Source organism: Streptomyces sp. NPDC000880, from assembly GCF_053599675.1.
In genome coordinates this window covers 28,422-52,042 of record NZ_JBSFMS010000023.1, presented here as the reverse complement: position 1 = coordinate 52,042, position 23,621 = coordinate 28,422, and the positions used below count along the sequence as shown (strand labels likewise).

The window sequence follows — 23,621 nt, the reverse complement described above, 5'->3', positions numbered from 1 at the left end:
TAATCCCACCGGGTGGGTGTCCTGAAACCGAACATCCGGCCGAAGAGGCGGGCCTGGAGAGGCGGGCGATCTCGGCGGCGTCCACCGAGGAGACCGGCGCGGACAGGCCTTTGAGCGAGGCCGGTAAACCTGTCGGTCAGTCAGACGCCGTAGGTGACAGGTAGGCGCGGTAGTCGGTTCGGTGGCCCAGGTCCGGGAGACGGTGGAATCGCCAGAGGCGAGCGTACGACGGGGGGCGTCGGTCGCCGGAGAGCAGGACCGCGACCGGGTGGCGGAGCGCCGCGGTGGCGAGGGCCTCTGGCGTAATGCCGGCGTCGTGGCCGGCGGGCTGGCGGGAGGCGCAACCGGTGCGGAAGGCGACGCGGATCGCCTCCTCCCCGGTGATCAGGCAGGGCGGGCGTACGCCCTGTGCGCGCAGTCCGGCGGCGATGCGGGTGTGGGCGGCGGTGTCGGCGCGTACGCGGTTCACGATTCCGTCGAGCACGCGGAACTGGATCGCGAGGTGTGCGGCAACGGCCACGGCGACGAGGGCGACCGCGACCGGGCGCCGCCGCGGTCGGGCGCGCCGGGCCAGGAGCAGGCAGTGCGCCACGGGCAGGGCCAGCAGGGCGTACGCCGGCAGCAGGAAGCGCGGCGCCGCGTAGTCGACGGTGAACAGATAGGGCGCGGCCAGTGACAGTCCGACCCCGGTCGCGAGGACGATCTCCGCGCGGTGGCGGGTGTGGGCAGCGGCCCATACACCGCCCGCGACGAGCAAGGGCAGCGCGAAGAACCAGAGGGCGGTGAGGGGTTGCCGCCAGGGCACGTCGCAGGGGCGGCACAGGGAGCGCCCGCCCAGTGCGCGCACGTGGTCGTCAACGGCGACGTGCCAGCCCAAGTGGCCCTGGATCTCGCTGCCTCGCCGTAGCCGCGCGAAGAGGCCGTCGTAACGGACGTACGCCTCGGTGATCCACTCGGCACAGCCGAGTGCCGTGCCCGCGGCAAGCACGACGAGCAACAGCGGCCGACGCCAGGCACGCATCAGCACGGCCGCCACGGCGAGCGGCAGGGCCAGCCATACCGCGTCGGACGGACGCATCAGCGCGGCGAACGCCACCCCGGCGCCCAGGCCGATCAGTGCCCGGTGGTCGCCGGGGTCCCGGGCAGCGCGCAGGAAGCAGCCGACCGCGATGAGCGCACCGTAGGCGACCCAGAGGTTGGGCATCGCCTGCGGGCCGTAGAACATCGTGACCCACAGGCTCGCGAACAGCGCCCCGGCGACCGCGAGCACGGGAGCGGGCAGCAGCCGCCGCCATACCCACAGCGCGAGAAACAGCCCGCAGCCGGCCAGCAGGGCCAGATAGATGCGGAGCGCCTCGGTGGAGGTGGTCAGCGTCGTGACGGGGGCGACGAGGAAGGTGATGCCCCGGGCACGGGGCGCACTGAAGAACGCCGCCGGGGCCTGCGGGCTGACCTGGCTGACGTACACAGTCTCGTCCCAGCCGAGTCCCAGACCGGGCACCACCAGGACGAGTTGGGCCAGCGTGAAGGCGGCGGCGACGGCCGCCAGCCATGGCAGCGGGCGTGCGGCCGCCCCGGCACGGGGGGCGGGCGCTCCGCGCCCCCGCGCCCCTTCACGCGCGTCGTGCGGCACGCCGTCTTGCGAGCCGGAGATCAAGCGTGACCGCAGCATGGTCAGGCCTCGCTGGACGGTACGACGGGGGACGGATTCCCCCGCCTGTTCCCTCCACGCTGTGGGTGGTCGCGGCGGCCCACCAGGCGGGTGTGGCACTCGGCCGAACGGCTTTCCCGAACGAGTGAGGCGCCGGTTTTTGGGGGCGGGCCGACCGGCCGGGCGGCGTAGGGGCAGGACTACGGGCGGGGCAGGCGGCCGGAGAAGCGTGTCATGTCCCGCGCGGTTAGCATCCGCGCAGGGGCAGCCCACGGATGGCACGGGAGGCCGTCATGCACAAGAAACCCGCTCCGCGCCTGTCGAGGAACCGTTCACGGCCGGGGCACAAGGTGCGCTACGCGCTGCGGCATCCACAGCGCGTGCTGCCGTATCTGCGACGGGCCGGCCGGGACGGCTGGCTCCGGTTCCGGCACCGCGGGAGTCACATCGCCTACTACCGGGCGGTGATGGCGTCGGACACGGCGAGGAGCCCGGAGGCGGCGGTCGGCGGCGCGCCGTCGCACGACCGCTGGCTGGCCATCGGACAGCTGCAGTACGACTACCTGGTGCGACACGGCCTGAAGCCGCAGGACCGGATGCTGGAGATCGGGTGCGGCAACCTGCGGGCCGGGTGGCGGTTCATCGAGCATCTGGAGCCCGGCCATTACGTCGGGATCGACATCTCGCCCGACATCCTCATCGAGGCCAAGAAGACCCTGGTCCACTACGGCCTCCAGGACAAGATGCCGTACCTGACCGCTGTCGACAATCTGACGCTGGACTTCCTTCCCGATGCCTGGTTCACGGTGGTCCACGCGCACAGCGTGTTCTCGCACTCACCGCTGGAGGTCATCGACGAATGCCTCTCGCACGTCGGACGGGTGCTGGCCCCCGGCGGCTTCTTCGACTTCACCTACGACCGCACCGAAGGCAGCGAGCACCAGGTGCTTGGCGAGGACTTCTACTACCGCACGCAGACGCTGATCCGGCTGGCCGAGAAGCACGGTCTCGTCGCCGGCTTCATGGACGACTGGGAGCGACTACCGCACAGCCAGTCCAAGCTCCGGGTCAGCCACCCCGGGCCCGACCGGGTCACCTGACCCGACCGGGTCCGCGGCCGGGTCAGTGGGCGCGAGGCGCAGCATGCCAGCCGCCCCGCCTCTGCCTCAGACGATCCGCCGGTAGCGCCGCTCCGGACGCCCCGTCCCCCCGTACCGCAGCGTCACCTCCACCCGCCCCGTCTCCGCGAAGTACTCCAGGTACCGGCGCGCGCTGACCCGGGACAGGGAGCCCGCCTCCGCGCACTGGGAGGCCGACAGGTCCTCGCCCGGGTGCTCCCGCAGGATCCGTTCCACCAGTTCCGCGGTGTGGGCCGCCAGGCCCTTGGGGAGTTCGCGCGACCCCGGCGGGCGGGTGCCGAAGATCTGGTCTACGTCCTCCTGGCGAGCCTCGCCCAGCCGGTCGAAGCGGGAGCGGAGCGATGCGACGTGGCGCAGTTGTTCCTGCAGCGCAGCCTGGCTGAAGGGCTTGATCAGGTAGTGGAGGGCGCCCGCACGCAGTGCCGCCCGCACAAGGCCCGCATCCCGCGCGGCCGTGATGAACAGGGCGTCCACGGAAGCACGTCCGTCGCGCTCCTCCGCCGCACGCAGCTCGCGCAGCACGCTGATCCCGTTCATATCGGGCAGATAGATGTCGAGCAATACGAGATCCGGCCCAAGCCGCTCGGCCGCGCGCAGCGCTTCGGCACCGCTGTGGGCCACCCCGACGACCGTGAAGCCCTCCGTCGCGGACACATAGCGGCTGTGCAGTTTGGCGACCATGAAGTCGTCGTCCACCACCAGCACGTTCACTGGGATTCACCTCGCGAGGACGGTCCGCCCAGCCTTGCGGCCCTGCTTGTCGGCCTGGGGGTCCCCCCAGGCCCGGAGGGCCGAGGGGTGGGGGTCCCCCCAGGCCCGGAGGGCCGAGGGGGAGGGTCCGGGGGTTGTCCCCCGGGAGAGCACAGCATCACGCCGACACGCTAGGCCGCGACCACAACGACCACAACGTCCGTTGATTCCGGAACGGAGACAGCTTCTTAACGCGCAGGCAACATGTGGGCCACTTCACACGTCTCCAACTCTCCTTCGAAAGGCGGCTCGCGTGCGATTGCGCACTCCCCTCGCCCTGCTCGGGGCGGCGTTGCTGGTGCTCGTGGCGCCGCCGCTGCTCACCGCAGGCAGCGGTTCCGACACCGGCACGCAGATCCCCGGCCTGCGCCTCATGGTCCCCAACACCCCCGGCGGCGGCTACGACATCACCGCCCGTACGGCCGCCAAGAACGCCGAGGACGCCGAGCTCACCCACAACATCGAGGTGTTCAACCTGCCGGGCGCAGGCGGCACCGTCGGTCTGACCCGTCTCGTCGGCGAGCACGGCAACGGCAGGCTCGCCATGTCCATGGGCCTCGGCGTCGTCGGCGCCGTACACACCAACAAGTCGCCCAAGACCCTCGCCGACACCACCCCGATCGCCCGGCTCACCGAGGAGCCGGACATCGTGGTCGTCAGCAAGGACTCCCCGTACAAGACCATCCAGGATCTGCTCGCGGCCTGGAAGAACAACCCCGGCAAGCTGCCGGTCGGCGGCGGGTCCTCGCCCGGCGGGCCCGACCATCTCGCGCCCATGCTGATGGCGCAGGCCGCCGGGATCGCGCCCAAGACCGTCAACTACATTCCCTTCGACGGCGGCGGCGAGCTGCTCGCCTCCATCCTCGGCAACAAGGTCGCCTTCGGCGTTTCCGGCGTCGGCGAGTACCTCGACCAGATCAAGTCGGGCGAGCTCCGGCTGCTCGCGGTCACCGGTCCCGAGCGGGTGCCGGGCCTCGACGCCCCCACTTTGCGCGAGGCCGGGCTCGACACCGACTTCACCAACTGGCGTGGCGTCGTCGCCCCGCCCGGCCTCTCCGACGCCGAGCGCGACAAGCTCATCGGCCTCCTCGAGAAGCTGCACGACTCCCCCCAGTGGAAGGAGTCGATGAAGAAGAACGGCTGGGACGACGCCTTCCTCACCGGCGACAAGTTCGGTGACTTCCTCGACGAGCAGAACAAGAGCGTGGACTCGGTGCTGAAGGAGCTCGGGCTGTGACGACTCAGACGGAAGCAGAGACCGAAACCCCAGCCCCGCGCCGCTCCTGGCAGGAATGGCTGCGTGAGTACTCCGAACTCGGCGTCAGCGCCCTGCTGTTCGTCATCGGCGTGCTCGTCCTGACGGACGCGCTGACGATGGACGTCGACATCGCACAGCGCGGGCCCATCGGGCCCAGGACCGTCCCCGTCGTCGTCGGCATCGGCCTGCTGCTCGTCGCCGTACTGCTCGCCGTCGACGTACTGCGCGGCGGCCGCGGTGAGGCCGAGGGCGGCGAGGACATCGACCTCAGCGAGCCGAGCGACTGGCGTACGGTGCTGCTCCTCGCGGGCGTCTTCCTCGCCTTCGCCGTGCTCATCGGCCCGGTCGGGTTCCCGATAACCGGAGCCCTGCTCTTCTGGGGCGCGGCCTTCGCACTCGGCAGCCGCCACCTCCACCGCGACCCGCTGATCGCCGCGGTCCTCTCCCTGGTCACCTACTTCGTCTTCAACAACCTGCTCGGTGTTCCGCTGCCGGGTGGCCCGCTGATGGGAGTGCTTTAGCCGATGGACTCTCTCAACTCACTCCTCGACGGCTTCGGCACCGCGCTGACCCCGGTAAATCTGCTCTGGGCGGCGATAGGCGTACTGCTCGGAACCGCGATCGGCGTACTGCCCGGAATCGGCCCCGCGATGGCGGTGGCGCTGCTGCTGCCGGTGACGTACGGCCTTGAACCCACCGGCGCGTTCATCATGTTCGCCGGCATCTACTACGGAGCGATGTTCGGCGGCTCCACCACATCGATCCTGCTCAACACCCCCGGCGAGAGCGCGGCCGTCGTCGCCGCCCTCGAAGGCAATCCGATGGCGAAAGCCGGACGTGGCGCACAGGCCCTTGCGGCCGCCGCCGTCGGCCACTTCGCCGGCGGCATGATCGGCACCATCCTGCTGGTCGTGCTCGCCCCGACCGTCGCCAAAATGGCCGTCGACATCGGCGCGCCCGACTACTTCGCGATCATGGTCCTGGCCTTTATCGCGGTGACGTCCGTACTTGGTTCGTCGCGCATTCGCGGGCTGGCGTCCCTGCTGATCGGGCTCACCCTCGGGCTCGTCGGCCTGGACCAGATGACCGGCCAGCAGCGGCTGACCTTCGGCTCGCTCCAGCTCGCCGACGGCATCGACGTCGTCATCGTCGCGGTCGGTCTCTTCGCGATCGGCGAGGCGCTGTGGGTCGCGGCCCATCTGCGGCGCAGCAGCGGCGAACCCATCCCGGTCGGCCGGCCCTGGCTCGGCAAGTCCGATGTCAGGCGCACCTGGAAGTCCTGGCTGCGCGGGCCCGCCATCGGCTTCCCGTTCGGCGCGATCCCGGCCGGCGGTGCGGAGATCCCGACGTTCCTCTCGTACGTCACCGAGAAGCGGCTGTCCAAGCACAAGGAGGAGTTCGGCAAGGGAGCCATCGAAGGCGTGGCAGGGCCGGAGTCGGCGGCCTCGGCATCGGCCGCGGGCACGCTCGTCTCGATGCTGACGCTCGGTCTGCCGACGACCGCCGTCGCGGCCGTGATGCTGGCCGCCTTCCAGCAGTACGGAATCCAGCCCGGGCCGCTGCTCTTCGAGCGCGAGCCGGACCTGGTGTGGGGCCTGATCGCCTCGCTCTTCGTCGGCATGGTGCTGCTGCTCGCGCTGAACCTGCCGCTGGCGCCGGTCTGGGCGAAGCTGCTGCGCATCCCGCGCCCGTACCTCTATGCCGGAATCATGTTTTTCGCCGCGGTCGGCGCTTACGCGGTCGGCGGCGAGGCGCTCGACCTGGTGATCCTGCTGATCATCGGTCTGATCGGCTTCGGCATGCGGCGGTACGGACTTCCCGTGCTGCCGGCGGTGATCGGCGTCATCCTCGGCCCGGCCGCGGAACAGCAGCTGCGCCGTGCCCTCCAGATCAGCGACGGCAGTGTCAGCGGACTTGTCAACACGCCCTTCTCGGGGACGGTGTACGCCGTGATCGTGGTCCTGCTGGCCTGGCCCTGGCTGAAGAAGCTGATCACGCGCCGCCGTAACGTGTCGGCATGACGCGTGACATCGTCCACCTGGCCGCCGCCGACGTGCCCGCCGTGAAAGCGGTGACCGACGCGGCGTACCACCCCTACATCGAGCGCATCGGGCGCCGCCCCGTGCCGATGGACGCGGACCACGCCGCGGATGTAGCGGCAGGGAGGGTGTACGTCACCGGGGATCCGGTGGTGGGAGTCCTGGTCCTCGTCCCGCACGAGGACCATCTCTTCCTGGAGTCGATCGCGGTCCACCCCGACGCCCACGGGCGCGGGGTGGGCCGCCGCCTGCTGGAGTTCGTCGACGAACACGCGCGGGCGCTCGGCCTGTTCGAGGTGCGGCTCTACACGAACGCGCTGATGTGGGAGAACCAGAAGATCTATCCGCGGTTCGGATACGAGCTCGTGGAGCGCCGCGTGGAGGGCCTCTACGACCGCTTCCACTACCGCAAGTCGCTCGCCCAGCGCTCGGACGACTGACTCGGCCCGGCGCGGGCGACCCGACTGCGCCGGAGCTGGGAGCTCCGGCGTTCACCGACTAGGAACCGGTGTGAGCGAGCAGCGCCGTCAACTTGCCCTCGCGAGCGAGGAGTTCGAGCTGGTCCAGGGCCTGGACGGCCTGCTCGGCGGCCGCGGGGTCCGCCTCCCACAGGCCGCTCGCCTCGAACTCGTCCTCGTCCAGACGCAGCACCGACGAAGAGTCCGCCGACACCCACAGATCGAGGTCCAGGTCCTCGACCGTCAGCTTGTCGCCGTCGAGGCCGGCGGGGCGGGTCATGTCGCAGTACCAGCCCTTGAGCGCGCCGTCGCCGGTACGGACCTCCTTCACCGAGTACCAGCGGTCCCGCCAGTAGTGCTCGGTGAACACATCGCCGCGCTCGAAGCGTACGAAGCCGAAATCGCGCGCATCCTCGCCGGCCCACGGCGCCTGGACCACCACATGGGTGCCGTCGTCCGCGAGCAACTCGGCGGCATAGCGGATCTTGGTCCGGCCCGCCTTGAGCAGGATCACCTCAACCGAGCGTGCGGACATGACGTACCTCCGTCGCACAGATCTCGTAACCGAACCATTTGTTGATGGCCAGCATGGGGCCATTGTCCGCGTCATTGCTGGTGAACGCGTCCGTGTAGCCCGCCGCGCGGGCGCGGCGCAGCGAGTCCGTCTTGGCGAGCTTCGCAAAGCCCCGGCCGCGGTGGGCGCGCAGCGTGCCGGTCATGCCGGACATGTAGCGGGTGCCGCCGTCGGACCGCGCGGCGGTGAAGGCCGCGACCTCGCCGTCCACCAGCACCACCGTCGTGAGCGCACGGTCGAGCAGCGGGTCGTTCCAGGTGTGGCGGATCCAGTCGTCGTAGTCGTCGAAGTCCACGCTGATGTCGCCGGGTTCGTCCGCGGTGGCCTCGGCATCGGCCCGGTGCATCGGCCGCGGATCGGCCTCGAAGTCCGCGGCGGTACGCAGCTCGACGCCCGCGGGCAGCTCCGGCAGCGGGGGCAGCGTGCCGTTCGCCAGGTCAAGACGCTGGAAGTGGGCCGGGCGGGTCGGCCGGTAACCGCGCTTCTCGGCGAAGGCCCGGGACTCGGGGTCGTCCATCACCCAGGCGTACACGTTCTCCGCGCCTTCGGCCGCCAGATGCTCCTCGGCGGTGCGGAGCAGCAGCGACCCCGCGCCATTGCCGCGGTGGTCGGGGTGGATCTGGGGCGTGGCGTACGACTGGCCCGGCTCGATGCTGTCGTACGCGACGCCGACCTGGGCCGTGCCCACGATCTCGCCGTCGATCTCGGCGATCAACAGCCGGTATTTCTTGGCGGGGTTGGCGGTCTGCACGCCGAAGAGGATGGCCGCGGAGGTTGTCACCTCGAAGGGGATGGCGGCACGGCGGGCGCGGGCCACGGCTTGGGCGTCCTTGGCATCATGGGCACGGAAGTCACGGACGATCACGGTCATGGGGCCGCACGCTACGCGCGGGCCCGGCGCGGACGCTCCCCATTTTCCGGCGGCCCGCCCGGCGGTGGGGGACAATCGGGCCGTGACCTTGAAGATCGTCATTGACACGGACTCGGCGACCGCGCCGTACGAACAGCTGCGCGCCCAGATCTCGATGCAGGCGCGCTCGGGCCGGCTGCCCGTCGGCTACAAGCTGCCGACTGTACGCGGGCTCGCCGAGGAGCTGGGGCTCGCGGCCAACACGGTGGCCAAGGCGTACCGCGCGCTGGAGTCGGACGGGGTGATCGAGACGCGCGGTCGCAACGGCACCTTCGTCGCGGCGGCGGGTGATGCCGCGGCCCGCGAGGCAGCCGCGGCGGCGGCAGCCTTTGCGGAACAGGTCCACCGCCTGGGCCTGACCCGCGCGGACGCGCAGTCGGCGGTGGATGACGCGCTGCGAGCGGCGTACGGGAAGTGAGGGGGCGGCGGGTCTACAGGTACAGCCCCGCATCCGCCCCGTCGTTCTGCGTCGGCACCGACGCCGGGGTGGTGCCGCGGCGCAGGGCGTACAGCTCCGCCAGTGTCGCGCCCTCGCGGCCCACGCCCTCCTCCGTGCCGAGCCAGTTCACCGCCTCATTGCGGGTCAGCGCGCCCACCTCGATGCGGGCCAGGCAGCGGCCCGGGCGGACCACCGCCGGGTGGAGGCGTTCCAGATCCTCGTTGGTCGTCACGCCCACCAGGACGTTGCGGCCCTGGCCCAGCAGGCCGTCCGTGAGGTTGAGCAGCCGGGACAGCGCCTGGCCCGCCGTGTGCTTGGCCTCGCCGCGGATCAGCTCGTCGCAGTCCTCCAGCAGCAGCAGCCGCCAGCGGCCCTTCGACGTGCCCTCTTCCTCGCCGATCGCGATGTCCATCAGATAGCCGACGTCGTTGAACAGCCGCTCCGGGTCCAGTACGCAGTCGACCTGGCACCAGTCCCGCCAGGAGCGGGCCAGCGTGCGCAGCGCCGAGGTCTTTCCGGTGCCGGGCGGGCCGTGCAGCAGGAGCAGCCGGCCCGCGATGTCGTCCGGCGTCACCTTCATCAGCCGGTCCATCGCATCGGCCACCGGCGCCGTGTAGTTGGGCCGGACCTCCTCCCAGGTCCCCGCGGCGATCTGGCGGGTGGTGCGATGCGGACCGCGCCGCGGCGACACGTACCAAAAGCCCATGGTGACGTTCTCCGGCTGCGGTTCCGGCTCGTCGTGGGCGCCGTCCGTCGCCTGCCCCAGGACCTTCTCGGCGAGCTCGGAGGTGACGGCGGTGACCGTGACGTCCGCGCCGCGGTTCCAGCGGGAGACGAGCAGCGTCCAGCCCTCGCCCTCGGCGAGTATGGCGCTGCGGTCGTCGTCGCGCGTGGAGCGCAGCACGGAAGCCGCCGGCGGCAGCAGCGTGGCCCCCGGTTTGACGCGGTCGATGGTGGAGCTGTGGGAGTACGGCTGCTCGCCCGTCGCGAAACGGCCGAGAAACAGCGCGTCGACGACGTCCGAAGGTGAATCGCTGTCGTCGACGTTGAGCCGGATCGGCAGAGCGTCCTGAGGCTTGGCAGACATGCGCCCATGATCCGGCACGGGGACGCCGCGCGCACGGTGTTTTGACCGGTGACGCGCCAGGCCCGGAACGGCGGCGGGTTTCCGCACCAATAGACCGGCCGCCGACCGGTTCTCCCGCGGGCAGCCGGCCCGCTGCTGGTTCCCGCGCCGGCCGCCGATCCTTCGCCGGGTCCCGTGCTCGGTGCCGGCCCGCGACCGGCTCCCCCGTCAACCCCCGCCCCGGCGGATCAGCCCGGCGGCCCGGCGTACCCGGCGCACCATGGCGTAACCCTTGGTGAGCGCACGGTCCTTGGCGAAGTTCCGCGCGATCGAGAGGCCTTCGACCAGCCGCTCGAACTCCTCGATGCCGGTGGCGCGCCGCACAGTCACCCGCTGAAGGGCGTACGGCCCCTGCCGGGGCAGGGCGAGAGCGTTCCCCACGGCGAGCGACTGTGCGAAGCCCGCCGCCCGGACCGTACGCCGCACCCGGCGGCTGGAGTAGCCGTACGGGTACGCGAAGGAGAACGGCAGAGCGCCCAGTTCGTCCGCGATGATGTCCCGGCAGCGGAGCGTCTCGTACTGAAGCCGGTCGTCGTCGAGCTGGTCGAGCTGCGGATGGGTGTGCGTGTGCCCGCCGATCTCCGTGCCCGCGGCGGCCAGTTCACGCACCTGGTCCCAGTCGAGCATGGTGTCGAGCGCGCCGCCCTCGTCGTGCGCCCCGCGCAGCCAGCCGGTGGAGACGAAGAGTGTCGACGCGAAGCCGTGCTTGGCGAGGACGGGGAGAGCGTGCCGGTGCACGCCCTCGTAGCCGTCGTCGAATGTGATCAGCACCGGCCGCCGTGGCAACGGCCGTCCGCCCGCCCGCCAGGCGTCGCCCAGCTGTGCGGTGGTGAGGGGAGTGAACCCGCGCTCGCCGAGCAGCTCCATCTGCTCGGCGAAGGCGTCGGGTGAGACGGACAGTCCGTACGTGGCCTCGGCCGGCCGGTGTCCGACCGCGTGATACATCAGGATGGGGACAGGCCGGCTCACCCGGACGTACCTCCTGTGCCCGGCGCGGCCGCGATCGGTCCTGACGAGAACGTCGCGCCGCCCCCACGCGCCCGCACGCTCCCCACCACATAGCCTCCCGCCGCCGCAGCCAGCCCGGTGACGATCGCGCCCGCCCGCCCCGCGCCGCCGGGGCGGCCAAGCACCGCGTCGCGCAGCCCGCGTACGACTCCTGCCGGGAGCACCCGGGTGGTGTAGCGGCGCTCCGACTCGAGGCCCTTGTCCGCGCCCACACTCCGGGCCACGAGCGCCTTGGACAGGCCCTCGGCATACGACCGGGTGCGGAAGTACCCGAACCGTTCCCGCGCGGCCGGGACCTTGTGGTGGATCACCGCGCGGTCGTCGATCATGAGCACGGCGTCGGGCAGCGCCTTGGCGAGCCGGATGCACAGCTCGGTCTCCTCGCAGCCCAGCGGCCGTTTGTCGCCGTCGCGCCCGATCCCCGTGGCGAAGCCGCCCGACGCCTCGAACGCGCTGCGCCGGAACGACGCGTTGCCGCCCAGCACATTGCGCACGCGCACCCTGCCGCGCGGCAGGCCGCGGTACGTACAGCCGACGACCCAGTCGAACTCCTCGGGGAACCAGACGGGCCTGCGCCCGGACACCCAGGCGGCCATGGTCCGCCCCCCGACGGCCATCACCCGCCTGTCGTCGTACCCCTCGGCGAAGTACCGCAGCCAGTCGCGTTCGGCCACCGCGTCGTCGTCGAGGAAGGCCACGAACTCGCCGCGGGCCGCCGCGATTCCGGTGTTGCGGCCCGCGGAGAGGCCGCGGGGGCCCGCATTCGCGAGCACCCGCACCTTCTCCCCGTCCGCCACGCTCTCACTCTGCTCGCCGTACTCCTTGTACTCCTTGGCGAGCCGGTCGAGCAGCGCCGGATTGTGGTCGACCACGAGCAGCGTCTCCAGGGCCGGCAGTGACTGCCGCCGTACGGAGTCGACGGCCGCGAGGATGTCCTCCCAGCGGTCCTCCGTATAGGCACAGATCACCACGGAGAAGCGCCGGTCGCTCAAGACGCCCCTCCCCGTGGGATCCCGATGCTCAGCGCCGCCGGACGGCGACGCGCGGCTTTGCTCACGCCCTTCTCCTTGAGGATCACTCTCAGGACCCGCAGCCCGTCCCGTACGGCTCTGAGGTTGCTGACGCCGTGGATGCGGAGGTACTCGTGGCTGGGGACCTCCTGCACCCGCAGTCCGGCCTTGACCACCCTGATGTTCATCAGGGTCTCGATCTCGAAGCCGGTGCAGTCCAGGCTGATCCTGTCCAGGCAGTGCTTCCAGGAGGCGTTGTAGCCGTAGCAGAGGTCGGTGTAGCGGGCCCCGAACTTGGCGTTGACGACGGTGCACAGGACCCAGTTGCCGAGCTTGCGGATCGGGGTCATGTCGTCGGTGCCGCCGCCGTTGGCGAAGCGGGAGCCCTTGGCGAAGTCGGCGCCCGAGACGAGTGCCGAGACGTACGAGACGATCTCCTGGCCGTCCGCCGAGCCGTCCGCGTCGACCATCACGATGATGTCGCCGGTGCAGGCGGCGAATCCGCTGATGAGGGCATCCCCCTTGCCCTTGCCGACCTGCTTGACGACCTTGACGTCCGGCCACAGTTCGCGGGCGACCTGCACGGTGTTGTCGCTGGAATTCCCGTCGACCAGGACGACTTCATGAATCCAGTCGGGCAGGGTCTTGAAGACGTATGGAAGATTCTCCGCCTCATTCATGGCGGGGATCACGACGCTCACCGGCGGAGTGATCGCAAGGTGTGAGGAGATCGGCCGGTACGCGGTGGCTATTCGGCCGGCTCCCTGTGCTTCCGGTCCGACGCCTGCTGAATGGGCGGCCGCGGACTGTCTGACTGAATCCGCGGTTGATTCGGCGGTGTTGCCATGGTGCGACGGTGCAATGAACGGATCTTGCCCCGGAGCGGCCGGGTGCAGGACTGAGCTCATGAGTCTGATTCCCTCTCCACCGGTGGACTGCCCGCCCCCGGGCAGTCCGGATGAGTGTCCGGTTTGAAAGGGGGGTTCTTCTCACCCCGGCCATGACGGCATAGCACTCCGTACTTGGTGGATGAGCTGGCAAAACTGGCCGCGCGGTGTACGGCTCGGATTGAGCGCGAAACCGAGCACGGCACCCCCCTACCGCGCCCCGCTCGGGATCCATCGCGACGCCTGAGCCCTCCCCTGAAGCCGCTTTGCATGATGGACCGTTGCGGGTGGATGTACGACGGTATTGATGATTAGGACTGTATGGCAAGACCTGGACCGGGGACTCACTTTTTCACTTTTTTCATACCGATTCGGTGGTCAGATACGGAACCGTCCCGATCGGATTCTCTTGATCCCTTTCATCAACCGGTCTTCCGGATCGATGCGTTCCGCATTCCGGATACGCCGTCCCAGCGCCCAGAGGAAGAGAAGAGCGGTGATCGCGGCGACTGCCGTAATCCCGCCATTGGCCGTCAGGACCCGTGGTGACGACAGGGATTGGGCGATGAGCAGATCAGTGGCCACCGCGCCGGTCGCGGCCGTGGCGGCACGCACGGCCGGATCCAGCCGGTGAAGTACGGCGGCCAGGCCCCCGGCCGGCCCCGCGAACAGGAAGAAGAGGATGAACGGCGCGCGCAGCGGCGACTGGGCGCCGGTGAGTGCCAGCGCGACTCCGGCCGCCGAGATGGCGGACGCGACGCCCGCGAGAGCCGGCAGTAGGTCCGTCCGGACTGCTGACGGCTTGTTTCTGGTCGTCCGCATGACCGACTTTGCCCCCAAGTTGCCGGTTTCCGGGTCTCAATGCTGGGCAGTCGGCGACGCCCCGTCAAGAAGCCAGATCCTCTCGCCGAATCTTCTTGGCATGGACACTTCCGGTGAAGTGTGGGGCCTGCTACGAAAGTTGTGGCAGAGATCCTGCTAAAGGGAGGTTCCATGAAACTGTCCCGAATCGCGGCATTATCATCCTCACTTCTCCTCGGCGCCGTCCTCGCTCTCACCGGAGCCGGCCAGGCACAGGCCTCGGACACCGCGCTGGCACTGGACTATGTGGCCCTCGGCGACTCGTACTCATCGGGCGTCGGGGCCGGCAGCTACGACAGCGGCAGCGGCAACTGCAAGCGCAGCACCCGCGCCTTCCCCAGGCTCTGGGCGGCTTCGCATTCACCCTCGTCGTTCGCGTTCACAGCTTGCTCGGGCGCTCGTACGGGTGATGTCACGGCCGGTCAGCTCGGCCCCCTCAGTTCCGCGACCGACCTCGTATCCATCACTGTCGGAGGCAATGACGCGGGCTTCGCCGACGTCATGACGACCTGCGTCATGTATTCCGAGTCCACCTGCATCAACCGCGTCAACCAGGCGAAGAGCTACGTCGATTCGACCCTGCCCGGCCAGCTCGACTCCGTGTACTCGGCCATCAGATCCAAGGCTCCGGCGGCCCAGGTCGTCGTCCTCGGCTACCCACGCTTCTACAAGCTCAGCGGCAGCTGCGTCGCCGGGCTGACCGAGAACGAACGGTCCGCGATCAACGGCGCGGCCGACTACCTCAACGCCGCCACCGCGAAGCGCGCGGCCAACCACGGCTACGACTTCGCGGATGTCACCCCCGCCTTCACCGGACACGAGATCTGCTCCGGGTCGGCCTGGCTGCACAGCGTCAACTGGCTCAACATCGGCGAGTCCTATCACCCCACCGCCTCCGGACAGTCCGGCGGCTACCTGCCCGTCTTCACCTCGCACGCCTGAACACGGTGTTCGCCGCGCTCGCAGTGTTCGCGGCGCTCGGTGTGTTCGGTGTGTTCGGTATGTCCGGCGTGTAGGAGCTCTCGTCCGTCGGGGGCGGCTCCTGCTCGCAGGTGACCGAGAAGTCGATCCAGTTCGAGCGCACCTCGACCGGGCTTTGGACCTTCACCCGGATCCGGTCGTGGTGTGTCTCGTTCGCCTTGTACGTCAGCTCGGTGTGGCTGACCTGCTTCTGCTTCGAGCCGCCGGCCGCGAAGTGCAGCGTCTTCCAGCCGGAGCCGGAGCTCTCACCGCTCTTGGTCGCCCAGCGGTAGTCGACAGCCGCAGGGGTGCGGCCGACCGTGATCGTCGCCCGGAACGCCGGAGCCTCCGCTTCCGGTGGCGGGCAGGTGCCCGAGTAACTGCCGTGCACGGTCTCGGCGTACACCTTCACGGTCTGCGGCGGCGTGACCGTACCGCCATTGCCCCCGTCGTTGCCCCCGCCGATCGTGCCGCCGTCCGTCTGTGCGCCCGGGGCGGTCGCCGTGCTGCCCGGGCTCGCGCTCGAACTTCCCGTCGCGGGGACCGTGCCGCCGCCGTTGTCGTCCAGGCCGCCCTGGTCCTTGCCCTTGTTGACGAGCGCCCAGGCCAGTCCGCCGACCGCGAGCAGCAGCACGGCCACCCCGGCGACCAGCACCATCGCTGCCCGCCGCGCGCGGTCAGGCGGCACACCGGTCGTGGCCGTGGTGGCCGGACCGGGCGGTTTTTCCTGACGTGCTGTCCAACTCGCCCTGGAATCGGATGGATTCGGTGAGTAGTCGTCAACTCACGTATGGGTGTGGTGAATCCTGCGGCCGGTATACACGAGTGTGATGGCGGGGCGATAGGGTTAACCTGCCCGGGCCGGGTGCCCTCGTACGGGTGGGGAGTGACATGGAACAGATAACGGTGCGCAGCAGGCCGCGAGTGCCTGCGATCACGTGTGGGAGCAGTGCGACCAGCACGCGTCTCGACCGCCATCTCTCGGTGCTCGGCGGACCTGCCGTCCCGCAGGGTGAGACGGCCGAGGCGACGTCGCTGATGCGCGAGCTCACCTCACGCGATGTCGCGCACACCCGCAAGAGCAAGAGCGCGCGTGTCTCGCTCTTCGCGCCGCTGCGGCGGCTGCGTCGCTCACTGTTCGGCAGCCGCGGCTGACCGACCCCCAGGACCCCCTTCTCGTACGCGAACGCGCTCAGGCGACCACACCGTCCCGGCGTAGCGCCGCTGTTCCCTCATCCGTCATCCCCAGGGCCTTCAGCAGCGCATCGGTGTGCTCGCCGAGTGCGGGAACCGCGCCCATCCGCGCCTCCGGCCCGCCCGGCAGGGTGATCGGCGGCAGTAGCGTCCGCAGCGGCCCGACCGGTGAGTCCACCTCCCGCCACCGGTCCCGCGCAGCGAGCTGAGGATGCCCGGCCACATCCGTCACGCTGTTGAGCCGGGCGCACGCGATGCCAGCCGCCTCCAGCCGGTCGATGGCCTCCCGTGTGTCGAGGCAGGCCAGCGCCTCGGCCACCACCGCGTCGGTCTTCTCCCGGTTCGCCGTACGGGCCGTATTGGTCGCGAAGACCGGAACGCTCCCCAACTCGGGCCGGCCGAGCACCTGGTCGGCCAGCCGCCGCCACTCCCGGTCGTTCTGCACCGACAGCAGAACCTGCCCGCCGTCCGCCGTCGCGTAGGCGTCGTACGGCGAGATGACGGCGTGCGCGACCCCGGTGCGCGCCGGGGCCTCACCTCCATGCATCCCGTAGTGCAGCGGATGCCCCATCCACTCCGCCAGCGAGTCCAGCATCGAAACCTCCACGGGGCCGCCGACGCCCGTGGTCCCGCGCCGCAGCAGCGCCGCCAGCACCCCCGAGAAGGCGTACATCGCCGCCGCGATGTCGGCCGCCGGAATGCCCGCCTTGACGGGCTGCTCCGCGGTCCCGGTCACCGATACGAGGCCGGCTTCGCACTGCACGAGCATGTCGTACGCGCGCTTGTGGGCGTACGGCCCCTCCGCGCCGTATCCGGAGATGTCCACGGCGATCAACCGCGGGTGCGCGGCGCACAGAGTGGCCGCGTCCAGACCTAACCGGGCGGCCGCGCCCTGCGCGAGATTCTGCACGAACACATCGGCGTCCGCAACGACTCGACGCACGATCTCCAGGCCGCGCGGGTCCTTGAGATCGACGGCGATGGACTCCTTGCCGCGGTTGCACCAGACGAAATGCGAGGCGAGCCCGCGGGCCGCGGTGTCGTAGCCGCGCGCGAAGTCGCCGCCGTCAGGGCGCTCGATCTTGATGACGCGGGCGCCGAGATCGGCGAGCTGGCGCGTGGCGAAGGGCGCCGAGACGGCCTGTTCGACGGCGACGACCGTGATCCCGTCGAGGGGGAGAGGGTGGCTCATGAGCCGTACCTACCGTGTGCGTACCACCTTTGTCACCTCCGGACCGTTACCAGCCGTTCTGTGCGAAAGGGCGTGCGGCGAGGGTGCGGATGCCGTGGACCCGGACGAGTTCTTCGACCGCAAGCCGGCCGGGTCCTCGATTCCTTCGCCCCTCACAGCAGGGCGAACTGGCCCTCCGGCCCTTCCTCATGATGGTCGAGTACGGAGGCGGGCCGCCGAGTCACGTCGGCCGGCGGCAGAACACCCGGGAGCTCGGTGATCTCCATCCCCTTCAACTCATGCTTCTGCAGCCGGAGTTGACACAGCAATGCCAGCACGGTGATCAGCTCCAGCAGCTCGGAGGTCCACTCCTGCGGCCACACCGGGGGCCGGATCGCCTCCAGCGTCCCGGGCTCGGCCTCGGCGGTACGGCTCTCGAACCAGAGCTCCAGCACGCGTACGCCACCGACCTCGAAGTTCCAGGCGTCCGCGGGCACGGGTGAGATCCGGCCGGTCCCGAGGCTGAGCACCTCCTCCTCGGCGTCGTACGCGATGGCGTCGGGCCGCGCGGGCACGGCGGCCCGCACATACGGCCGCCGACCCCCGGGCAGCCGGGGCCGCTCGCCGCCCCGGGCCCCGCGCAGCTGGACCTCCATCATCCGCCGCCCCAACTCCACACCGTTCACCCACACGTGGGGGTCGGCGGGCAGCGGCACCACGCATCCGGCTGCCGACGCCTCGGCGGCCGCGACGATCCAGGCAATGACGTCGTCGGTGTCAACCTCGCGCCCGTACCGGCTCCCCAGCGCGGACAGCAGCCCGGGCGCGAGATTGGGCTCGACGCCACCGGGCCGCCGGTAGAGGGGCCGAATCCGCCCGGGTCTTCCCGCGGGCGAGCGCCCGTCCGGCAACAGGGCGGAGACGACCACGGCAGGCCCCGACGCGTCGGCCACCCACCCTTGCTCGACGACAAACACCTGCCGCTCATCGCAGACCCGCCACAACTCGGGCCGGGCCGAGTCGATGAGCCGGTGGTCGGGAATCATCCACTGCCCGTCGAAGGCCCCGTGCAGCACCCGCACCGGCGCGGGACTCCGCCCGTTCTCCCGGACGAACCTGCCCGTCCCGCTGGTCTGCCCGGGCAACTGGGCAACGGCACTGCGCGGCGTACGGGCCCGAGTGCACCCGAACAAGGCATCGCGCTCGGCGCCCTCAACGCGCACAAGAGCATCCCACCGGGCTTTGAGAGAGCCCGCGTCCGGGGCCATCACCCACGCCCGCCCCAGCCGCAATGGGGGTACGCCCCACGGCATGAGCTCGTCCAGCATCGGCATGCCGAAATGCTAACCGGGGGCCCGGGGGCCTGTCCCGGGCCCACCGCGAGCCCCGCACCCCGAGACCCGCACCCCGAGACCCGCACCCCGAGACCCGCACCCCCGACCGGACGGTCACTCCGCGTCGACCGTCACCGAGAACGCGAACCGGTCCCCCCGGTACCGAATCCGCGCCACATCCACCACCCGCCCGCCCTCGTCGTACGTCACCCCTGTGTAATGCAGGATCGGGCTCAGCAACGGCACCTTCAGCAGTTCCGCCGTCGGTGGGTCCGCCAGCCGCGCCTCCACCGTGTCCGTGATCCTGCTGATCCGCACCCCCAGCGAATCCCGCAGCACCTTCGTCATCGGCCAGCGCTCCAGATCCGCGACGTCCAGCCCCGCCGCCACATCCGGGTGCACCGCGTTCTCCGCCCAGTTCGTCGGCTCACCGCTCTCGCCGTCGCAGCGCAGCCGCCGGTACGTCACGAGCTCGGCCACGTCAGGGAAGTACTCCGCGAGATCGCCCGGCACCGGCTCGGGCCCGTGCCCCAGGATCGTCGTCCGCTCGCCCGATTGCTGGGCCACGATCGCGTCGATCGAGCCCAGCAGCCGCCTCGGCGTGCCCCGCCGCGCCCCCGGCTCGATGAAGGTGCCGCGCCGCCGGTGCCGGCTGATCAGGCCCTCCTCCTCCAGCTCCTTGAGGGCCTGGCGCATGGTCAGCACGCTGACGCCGTAGTGCGCGGCGAGCTGCTCCTCGGTCGGCAGCCGCAGCGACGCCTCGGGCGCTCGGCCCAGTATGGAGGCGCGCAGCGACTGCGAGACCTGGTACCACAGCGGCAGCTTGCGGTTCAGGACCAGCGAGTCGGGGGCAAAGGCGCTCACGGGGAACTCCGTACTACGACCGGAAGTGGCGCTCAAGACCCTGCCACACGTCGTCGTAGCCCTTCTGCAGATGGTCCGCGTTCGCCGCCTGTGAGGTCGCCGTCACCGGCCAGCGCGTCTCGAACATGAACGCAAGACCGTCGTCGATCTTCTGCGGCTTCAGCTCTGCGGCGCTCGCGCGGTCGAAGGTCTCCCGGTCGGGGCCGTGCGCGGACATCATGTTGTGCAGCGAACCGCCGCCGGGCACGAAGCCCTCGGCCTTGGCGTCGTAAGCGCCCTCGATCAGGCCCATGTACTCGCTCATCACATTGCGGTGGAAGTACGGCGGCCGGAAAGTGTTCTCGCCGACCAGCCAGCGCGGCGCGAAGACGACGAAGTCGACCCCGGCCAGGCCCGGGGTGTCGGTCGGCGACGTCAGCACGGTGAAGATCGACGGATCCGGGTGGTCGTACGAGATCGTCCCGATCACATTGAAGCGGCGCAGGTCGTAGACGTACGGAACATGATTGCCGTGCCAGGCGACGACATCGAGCGGTGAGTGGTCGTACGTCGCGGCCCAGAGGTTCCCGCAGAACTTGTTGACGACCTCGACCGGGCCCTCCACGTCCTCGTACGCGGCGACCGGCGCGAGGAAGTCCCGGGCGTTGGCGAGGCCGTTCGCGCCGATCGGTCCGAGGTCGGGCAGCTGGAAGGGCTGACCGTAGTTCTCGCAGACGTAGCCGCGCGCGGTCGGGCTCTGCCCGCCATCAGACACAGTGTCCAGCAGCTCGACCCGGAAACGGACCCCGCGAGGGATCAGCGCGACCTCGCCGGGCCGGGCGGCGAGCAGCCCGAGTTCCGTACGGAGCAGCAGGCCGCCGCGCTCGGGCACGATCAGCAGCTCGCCGTCGGAGTCGCTGAACACCCGGTCCGTCATGGCGGAGTTGGCGTGATACAGGTGCACCGCCATGCCGGTGCGCTGGGTCGCGTCGCCGTTGCCGCCGAGCGTCCACAGACCGGCCAGCCAGTCCGTGCCGGGCGCGGGCTCCGGCAGCGGGTTCCAGCGGAGCCGATTGGGGTCGGGGACGGACTCGGTGAAGGGCGCGCTGCGTACGCCGCCGTTGCCGATGCGGACGAACGGCGGATGGGCGGCCGACGGGCGGATCCGGTACAGCCAGGAGCGGCGGTTGTGGGCGCGCGGCTCAGTGAACGCGCTGCCGCTCAGCTGTTCCGCGTACAGCCCGAGCGGTGCCCGCTGCGGTGAGTTGCGCCCGTGCGGAAGTGCGCCCGGGACGGCCTCCGAGCTGTGTCCATTGCCGAAGCCGGGCGAGTGCCCAAGGCTTTCGGCGGTCTTCCGCGCCTGCTCGATGCCGCTCATCGTCCGCTCCCGGTGCCGAAGTATTCCTATGGGCAACCGTAGGATTGCGGGACCGCTCCGTCAACGGCAACGGGGCGGCCTGATGGACGGCGTGTCCCCAGCCCGTCTCCGGCGTACGCCCGTGCAGCAGTGCGGCAGTGCAGCAGTGCAGCAGTGCAACAGTGCAGCAGTGCAACAGTGCAACAGTGCAGCAGTGCAACAGTGCAACAGTGCAGCGCCGAGCGGCTCGCACCGCCCGCACCCCCTCCCCTACGTGCATACCGGTCGGTATGCTCGGCCCTGAACCGCGCGTCACCGCCGTCGCCCCGGGGAGGGCCCATGTCCCACACAGCTGCCACCCGTACCGCACTGCGCATCTGTCCCCTCTGCGAGGCCACCTGCGGACTGACCCTCATCATCGAGGGCACCCGCGTCACCGGCGCCCGCGGTAATCGCGACGACATCTTCAGCAAGGGCTTCATCTGCCCCAAGGGCGCGTCCTTCGGGGAGCTCGACGCCGACCCCGACCGGCTGCGCACGCCCCTCGTACGCAGGAACAGCGAGCTCCAGGAGGCCGGCTGGGACGAGGCCTTCGACGTGGTCGCGGCGCGGATCAGGCCGCTGATCGAGGAGTACGGACCAAATGCCGTGGGCGTCGTACTCGGCAATCCGAACGTCCACACCATGGCCGGAGCGCTCTACCCGCCCGTACTGCTCTCCCTGCTGCGCACCCGCAATCTCTTCACCGCCAGCACCCTGGACCAGATGCCCAAGCATGTCTCCAGCGGGCTGCTCTTCGGTGACCCCGTCGCCATCCCCGTCCCTGACCTGGATCGCACCGACCATCTGCTGCTCCTCGGCGCCAACCCCTTCGACTCCAACGGCAGCCTGTGCACCGCGGCCGACTTCCCGGGCAAGCTCAAGGCGCTGCGCCGGCGCGGCGGCACGCTGACCGTCGTCGACCCGCGCCGCACCCGCACGGCGCAGCTCGCCGACCGGCACATCGCCATCCGGCCCGGCGCCGACGCCCTGCTGCTCGCCGCCATCGCCCAGACCCTCTTCGAGGAGAAGCTCACCGACCTCGGAGCGCTCGAAGCGCATGTCGAGGGAGTGGCTGAAGTCGCCGAAGCGGTACGGGAGTTCACACCTGAGGCGGCCGCCGCCGCCTGCGACATGGACGCCGGGGAGATCCGTACGATCGCCCGCGAGCTCGCCGCCGCGCCCACCGCCGCCGTGTACGGACGCGTCGGCAGCAGCACCGTCGAGTACGGCACCCTCGCCAACTGGCTGATCGACGTACTCAATGTGCTCACCGGCAACCTCGACCGCCCCGGCGGCGCGCTCTTTCCGCTCTCCGCCACCGACCGCGCACCCCGCCCCGCCGCCCCCGGCAAGGGCTTCGCCCTCGGCCGCTGGACCAGCAGGGTCGGCGGCCACCCCGAGGCCAAGAGCGAACTGCCCATGGCCGCCCTCGCCGAGGAGATCGACACCCCCGGGGACGGACAGATCCGCGCGGTGATCTCGCTCGCCGCCAACCCGGTGCTCTCCGCGCCCGACGGTGACCGGCTCGACCACGCTCTGGCCGGACTCGACTTCATGGTCAGCGTCGATCCGTACCTCAATGAGACCTCGCGCCACGCGGACGTGGTGCTGCCCCCGCCGCCGCCCTCCCAGAGCGCGCACTTCGACTTCGCCTTCAACGCCTTCGCCGTACACAACCAGGCCCGCTACAGCCCGGCGGCCGTCCCTCTGGAGGAGGGCCGCCTCGGCGAGTGCGAGATCCAGGCCCGTCTGGTGCTCGCCGTCGGCGGCATGCACGGCGCGGAGCCGGGCGCCGTCGACGACATGGTCATCGAGCGCACCCTCACCAAGGCCGTCGCCGATCCGCACTCCCCGGTCAAGGGCCAGGACGTGAAGGAGCTGACCGCGCAACTCACCGGCCGCAGCGGGCCGGAGCGGCGACTGGACATGATGCTGCGCCTCGGCCCGTACGACCTCACCCTCGACAAGCTCCTGGAGCACCCGCACGGCATCGACCTCGGCCCGCTGCAGCCCCGAGTCCCGCAGGTCCTGGAGACCCGCAGCGGACGTGTCGAGCTCTTGCCGGGACCCATCGCCGCCGATCTGCCGAGGCTGCGGCGCGCCCTCGAGGAGCGGCCCGCCGCCCTCGTCCTCGTCGGCCGCCGCCATCTGCGCTCCAACAACAGCTGGATGCACAACGTCGCCACGCTGAGCGGCGGCTCCAACCGCTGCACGCTCCAGATCCACCCGGCCGATGCGGCCCGCCTCGGTCTTGAGGACGGCGCTCAAGTCCGTATCACCGCGGACGGAGGGGAGCTCGAAGCGCCGGTGGAGATCACCGACGCCGTACGGACCGGAGTGGTGAGCCTGCCGCACGGCTGGGGACACAGCCGGCCGGGCACCCGGATGTCGGTGGCCGCCGCGCGTCCCGGAGTCAACGTCAATCAGCTGCTCGACGGCTCGCGGCTCGACCCGCTGTCCGGCACCGCCGTGCTCAACGGCTTCCCCGTCGAACTATCACCAACGCGATGACCTGGGGTTTTGCTCGTATTGCTCACGCGTCAACATCTTGTTAACGGCTGTCGGCGCGACCTAACGTCATGCGAACCGCCGCTCCGGTGGGAGTTCAAG

Annotated in this window: 23 protein-coding genes; 9 read left to right on the top strand and 14 right to left on the bottom strand. The window is 70.4% G+C overall.

The window, feature by feature from the left end; all coding sequences use genetic code 11:
• Window positions 1-136: 136 nt before the first annotated feature.
• Window positions 137-1,672 (bottom strand): hypothetical protein, encoded by a 1,536-nt coding sequence (locus tag ACWDO5_RS10855; RefSeq protein ID WP_450529995.1) that lies wholly within the window; start codon window positions 1,670-1,672, stop codon window positions 137-139.
• Between the two features lie 272 nt (window positions 1,673-1,944).
• Between ACWDO5_RS10855 and ACWDO5_RS10850 the strand changes: the two genes are divergently transcribed.
• Window positions 1,945-2,751, top strand: a complete 807-nt coding sequence (locus ACWDO5_RS10850) for a class I SAM-dependent methyltransferase (RefSeq protein WP_450529994.1) — start codon at window positions 1,945-1,947, stop codon at window positions 2,749-2,751.
• Window positions 2,752-2,817: 66 nt separating this feature from the next.
• On the opposite strand, the gene ACWDO5_RS10845 is transcribed toward ACWDO5_RS10850, so the two are convergent.
• Complete coding sequence (locus tag ACWDO5_RS10845) at window positions 2,818-3,495, bottom strand: response regulator (RefSeq protein WP_450530011.1); 678 nt, start codon at window positions 3,493-3,495, stop codon at window positions 2,818-2,820.
• A gap of 298 nt (window positions 3,496-3,793) precedes the next feature.
• Between ACWDO5_RS10845 and ACWDO5_RS10840 the strand changes: the two genes are divergently transcribed.
• The 4 genes from ACWDO5_RS10840 to ACWDO5_RS10825 are packed head-to-tail and all read left to right on the top strand — an operon-like array spanning window position 3,794 to window position 7,277.
• The gene (locus tag ACWDO5_RS10840) at window positions 3,794-4,777 is read left to right on the top strand and encodes a Bug family tripartite tricarboxylate transporter substrate binding protein (RefSeq protein WP_450529993.1); all 984 of its coding nucleotides are present in this window, start codon (window positions 3,794-3,796) and stop codon (window positions 4,775-4,777) included.
• Window positions 4,774-5,319, top strand: a complete 546-nt coding sequence (locus tag ACWDO5_RS10835) for a tripartite tricarboxylate transporter TctB family protein (RefSeq protein ID WP_450529992.1) — start codon at window positions 4,774-4,776, stop codon at window positions 5,317-5,319. The genes ACWDO5_RS10840 and ACWDO5_RS10835 overlap by 4 nt, the downstream gene beginning before the upstream one ends.
• 3 nt (window positions 5,320-5,322) lie before the next feature.
• Window positions 5,323-6,819: a tripartite tricarboxylate transporter permease gene (locus tag ACWDO5_RS10830; protein WP_450529991.1), complete on the top strand. Its 1,497-nt coding sequence runs from the start codon at window positions 5,323-5,325 to the stop codon at window positions 6,817-6,819.
• Complete coding sequence (locus ACWDO5_RS10825; protein WP_450529990.1) at window positions 6,816-7,277, top strand: GNAT family N-acetyltransferase; 462 nt, start codon at window positions 6,816-6,818, stop codon at window positions 7,275-7,277. The genes ACWDO5_RS10830 and ACWDO5_RS10825 overlap by 4 nt, the downstream gene beginning before the upstream one ends.
• Before the next feature lie 58 nt (window positions 7,278-7,335).
• Here ACWDO5_RS10825 and ACWDO5_RS10820 read toward each other — a convergent pair whose 3' ends face one another.
• Window positions 7,336-7,830 (bottom strand): DUF402 domain-containing protein, encoded by a 495-nt coding sequence (locus tag ACWDO5_RS10820; RefSeq protein WP_450529989.1) that lies wholly within the window; start codon window positions 7,828-7,830, stop codon window positions 7,336-7,338.
• Entirely contained in the window at window positions 7,811-8,740 is a 930-nt protein-coding gene (locus ACWDO5_RS10815; protein ID WP_450529988.1) for an N-acetyltransferase family protein, read from the bottom strand. Before ACWDO5_RS10815 ends, ACWDO5_RS10820 begins: the two co-directional genes overlap by 20 nt.
• A gap of 82 nt (window positions 8,741-8,822) precedes the next feature.
• Between ACWDO5_RS10815 and ACWDO5_RS10810 the strand changes: the two genes are divergently transcribed.
• Complete coding sequence (locus tag ACWDO5_RS10810; RefSeq protein ID WP_450529987.1) at window positions 8,823-9,197, top strand: GntR family transcriptional regulator; 375 nt, start codon at window positions 8,823-8,825, stop codon at window positions 9,195-9,197.
• A 13-nt stretch (window positions 9,198-9,210) separates the two neighbouring features.
• Here ACWDO5_RS10810 and ACWDO5_RS10805 read toward each other — a convergent pair whose 3' ends face one another.
• From ACWDO5_RS10805 to ACWDO5_RS10785, 5 genes are all read right to left on the bottom strand, one after another.
• The gene (locus ACWDO5_RS10805; RefSeq protein WP_450529986.1) at window positions 9,211-10,305 is read right to left on the bottom strand and encodes a DUF5925 domain-containing protein; all 1,095 of its coding nucleotides are present in this window, start codon (window positions 10,303-10,305) and stop codon (window positions 9,211-9,213) included.
• A gap of 207 nt (window positions 10,306-10,512) precedes the next feature.
• Window positions 10,513-11,289, bottom strand: coding sequence for a polysaccharide deacetylase family protein (locus ACWDO5_RS10800; protein ID WP_450530010.1), 777 nt, complete (start codon window positions 11,287-11,289; stop codon window positions 10,513-10,515).
• 20 nt (window positions 11,290-11,309) lie between these two features.
• Window positions 11,310-12,344, bottom strand: coding sequence for a glycosyltransferase family 2 protein (locus ACWDO5_RS10795; protein WP_450529985.1), 1,035 nt, complete (start codon window positions 12,342-12,344; stop codon window positions 11,310-11,312).
• Entirely contained in the window at window positions 12,341-13,270 is a 930-nt protein-coding gene (locus ACWDO5_RS10790) for a glycosyltransferase family 2 protein (protein WP_450529984.1), read from the bottom strand. Before ACWDO5_RS10790 ends, ACWDO5_RS10795 begins: the two co-directional genes overlap by 4 nt.
• A gap of 357 nt (window positions 13,271-13,627) precedes the next feature.
• Window positions 13,628-14,071 carry a hypothetical protein gene (locus ACWDO5_RS10785; protein ID WP_450529983.1) on the bottom strand — a complete coding sequence of 148 codons (444 nt, stop codon included), beginning with the start codon at window positions 14,069-14,071 and terminating at the stop codon, window positions 13,628-13,630.
• A gap of 171 nt (window positions 14,072-14,242) precedes the next feature.
• Between ACWDO5_RS10785 and ACWDO5_RS10780 the strand changes: the two genes are divergently transcribed.
• Window positions 14,243-15,052 carry an SGNH/GDSL hydrolase family protein gene (locus ACWDO5_RS10780; protein WP_450529982.1) on the top strand — a complete coding sequence of 270 codons (810 nt, stop codon included), beginning with the start codon at window positions 14,243-14,245 and terminating at the stop codon, window positions 15,050-15,052.
• On the opposite strand, the gene ACWDO5_RS10775 is transcribed toward ACWDO5_RS10780, so the two are convergent.
• Window positions 15,036-15,728 (bottom strand): hypothetical protein, encoded by a 693-nt coding sequence (locus ACWDO5_RS10775; RefSeq protein ID WP_450529981.1) that lies wholly within the window; start codon window positions 15,726-15,728, stop codon window positions 15,036-15,038. The genes ACWDO5_RS10780 and ACWDO5_RS10775 overlap by 17 nt on opposite strands.
• A gap of 233 nt (window positions 15,729-15,961) precedes the next feature.
• Between ACWDO5_RS10775 and ACWDO5_RS10770 the strand changes: the two genes are divergently transcribed.
• Window positions 15,962-16,225: a hypothetical protein gene (locus ACWDO5_RS10770; protein WP_450529980.1), complete on the top strand. Its 264-nt coding sequence runs from the start codon at window positions 15,962-15,964 to the stop codon at window positions 16,223-16,225.
• 37 nt (window positions 16,226-16,262) lie between these two features.
• Here ACWDO5_RS10770 and ACWDO5_RS10765 read toward each other — a convergent pair whose 3' ends face one another.
• From ACWDO5_RS10765 to hmgA, 4 genes are all read right to left on the bottom strand, one after another.
• Window positions 16,263-17,456, bottom strand: a complete 1,194-nt coding sequence (locus tag ACWDO5_RS10765; protein ID WP_450529979.1) for a CaiB/BaiF CoA transferase family protein — start codon at window positions 17,454-17,456, stop codon at window positions 16,263-16,265.
• Window positions 17,457-17,608: 152 nt separating this feature from the next.
• A complete protein-coding gene (locus ACWDO5_RS10760) occupies window positions 17,609-18,769 on the bottom strand; it encodes a type ISP restriction/modification enzyme (protein ID WP_450529978.1) in 1,161 nt (386 codons plus the stop codon).
• Window positions 18,770-18,883: 114 nt separating this feature from the next.
• Window positions 18,884-19,633 (bottom strand): GntR family transcriptional regulator, encoded by a 750-nt coding sequence (locus tag ACWDO5_RS10755; protein ID WP_450529977.1) that lies wholly within the window; start codon window positions 19,631-19,633, stop codon window positions 18,884-18,886.
• Between the two features lie 13 nt (window positions 19,634-19,646).
• Window positions 19,647-20,990: a homogentisate 1,2-dioxygenase gene (gene hmgA, locus ACWDO5_RS10750; RefSeq protein WP_450529976.1), complete on the bottom strand. Its 1,344-nt coding sequence runs from the start codon at window positions 20,988-20,990 to the stop codon at window positions 19,647-19,649.
• Window positions 20,991-21,308: 318 nt separating this feature from the next.
• Between hmgA and ACWDO5_RS10745 the strand changes: the two genes are divergently transcribed.
• Window positions 21,309-23,522 (top strand): molybdopterin oxidoreductase family protein, encoded by a 2,214-nt coding sequence (locus ACWDO5_RS10745; protein WP_450529975.1) that lies wholly within the window; start codon window positions 21,309-21,311, stop codon window positions 23,520-23,522.
• Window positions 23,523-23,621: the final 99 nt, after the last annotated feature.

Bases quoted from the DNA above. Each gene is read 5' to 3' on its own strand.
- ACWDO5_RS10855 (WP_450529995.1), bottom strand. From the start codon at position 1,672: ATGCTGCGGTCACGCTTGATCTCCGGCTCGCAAGACGGCGTGCCGCAC.
- ACWDO5_RS10850 (WP_450529994.1), top strand. From the start codon at position 1,945: ATGCACAAGAAACCCGCTCCGCGCCTGTCGAGGAACCGTTCACGGCCG.
- ACWDO5_RS10830 (WP_450529991.1), top strand. From the start codon at position 5,323: ATGGACTCTCTCAACTCACTCCTCGACGGCTTCGGCACCGCGCTGACC.
- ACWDO5_RS10825 (WP_450529990.1), top strand. From the start codon at position 6,816: ATGACGCGTGACATCGTCCACCTGGCCGCCGCCGACGTGCCCGCCGTG.
- ACWDO5_RS10820 (WP_450529989.1), bottom strand. From the start codon at position 7,830: ATGTCCGCACGCTCGGTTGAGGTGATCCTGCTCAAGGCGGGCCGGACC.
- ACWDO5_RS10815 (WP_450529988.1), bottom strand. From the start codon at position 8,740: ATGACCGTGATCGTCCGTGACTTCCGTGCCCATGATGCCAAGGACGCC.
- ACWDO5_RS10805 (WP_450529986.1), bottom strand. From the start codon at position 10,305: ATGTCTGCCAAGCCTCAGGACGCTCTGCCGATCCGGCTCAACGTCGAC.
- ACWDO5_RS10800 (WP_450530010.1), bottom strand. From the start codon at position 11,289: ATGTATCACGCGGTCGGACACCGGCCGGCCGAGGCCACGTACGGACTG.
- ACWDO5_RS10790 (WP_450529984.1), bottom strand. From the start codon at position 13,270: ATGAGCTCAGTCCTGCACCCGGCCGCTCCGGGGCAAGATCCGTTCATT.
- ACWDO5_RS10785 (WP_450529983.1), bottom strand. From the start codon at position 14,071: ATGCGGACGACCAGAAACAAGCCGTCAGCAGTCCGGACGGACCTACTG.
- ACWDO5_RS10780 (WP_450529982.1), top strand. From the start codon at position 14,243: ATGAAACTGTCCCGAATCGCGGCATTATCATCCTCACTTCTCCTCGGC.
- ACWDO5_RS10775 (WP_450529981.1), bottom strand. From the start codon at position 15,728: ATGGTGCTGGTCGCCGGGGTGGCCGTGCTGCTGCTCGCGGTCGGCGGA.
- ACWDO5_RS10770 (WP_450529980.1), top strand. From the start codon at position 15,962: ATGGAACAGATAACGGTGCGCAGCAGGCCGCGAGTGCCTGCGATCACG.
- ACWDO5_RS10765 (WP_450529979.1), bottom strand. From the start codon at position 17,456: ATGAGCCACCCTCTCCCCCTCGACGGGATCACGGTCGTCGCCGTCGAA.
- ACWDO5_RS10760 (WP_450529978.1), bottom strand. From the start codon at position 18,769: ATGCCGATGCTGGACGAGCTCATGCCGTGGGGCGTACCCCCATTGCGG.
- hmgA (WP_450529976.1), bottom strand. From the start codon at position 20,990: ATGAGCGGCATCGAGCAGGCGCGGAAGACCGCCGAAAGCCTTGGGCAC.
- ACWDO5_RS10745 (WP_450529975.1), top strand. From the start codon at position 21,309: ATGTCCCACACAGCTGCCACCCGTACCGCACTGCGCATCTGTCCCCTC.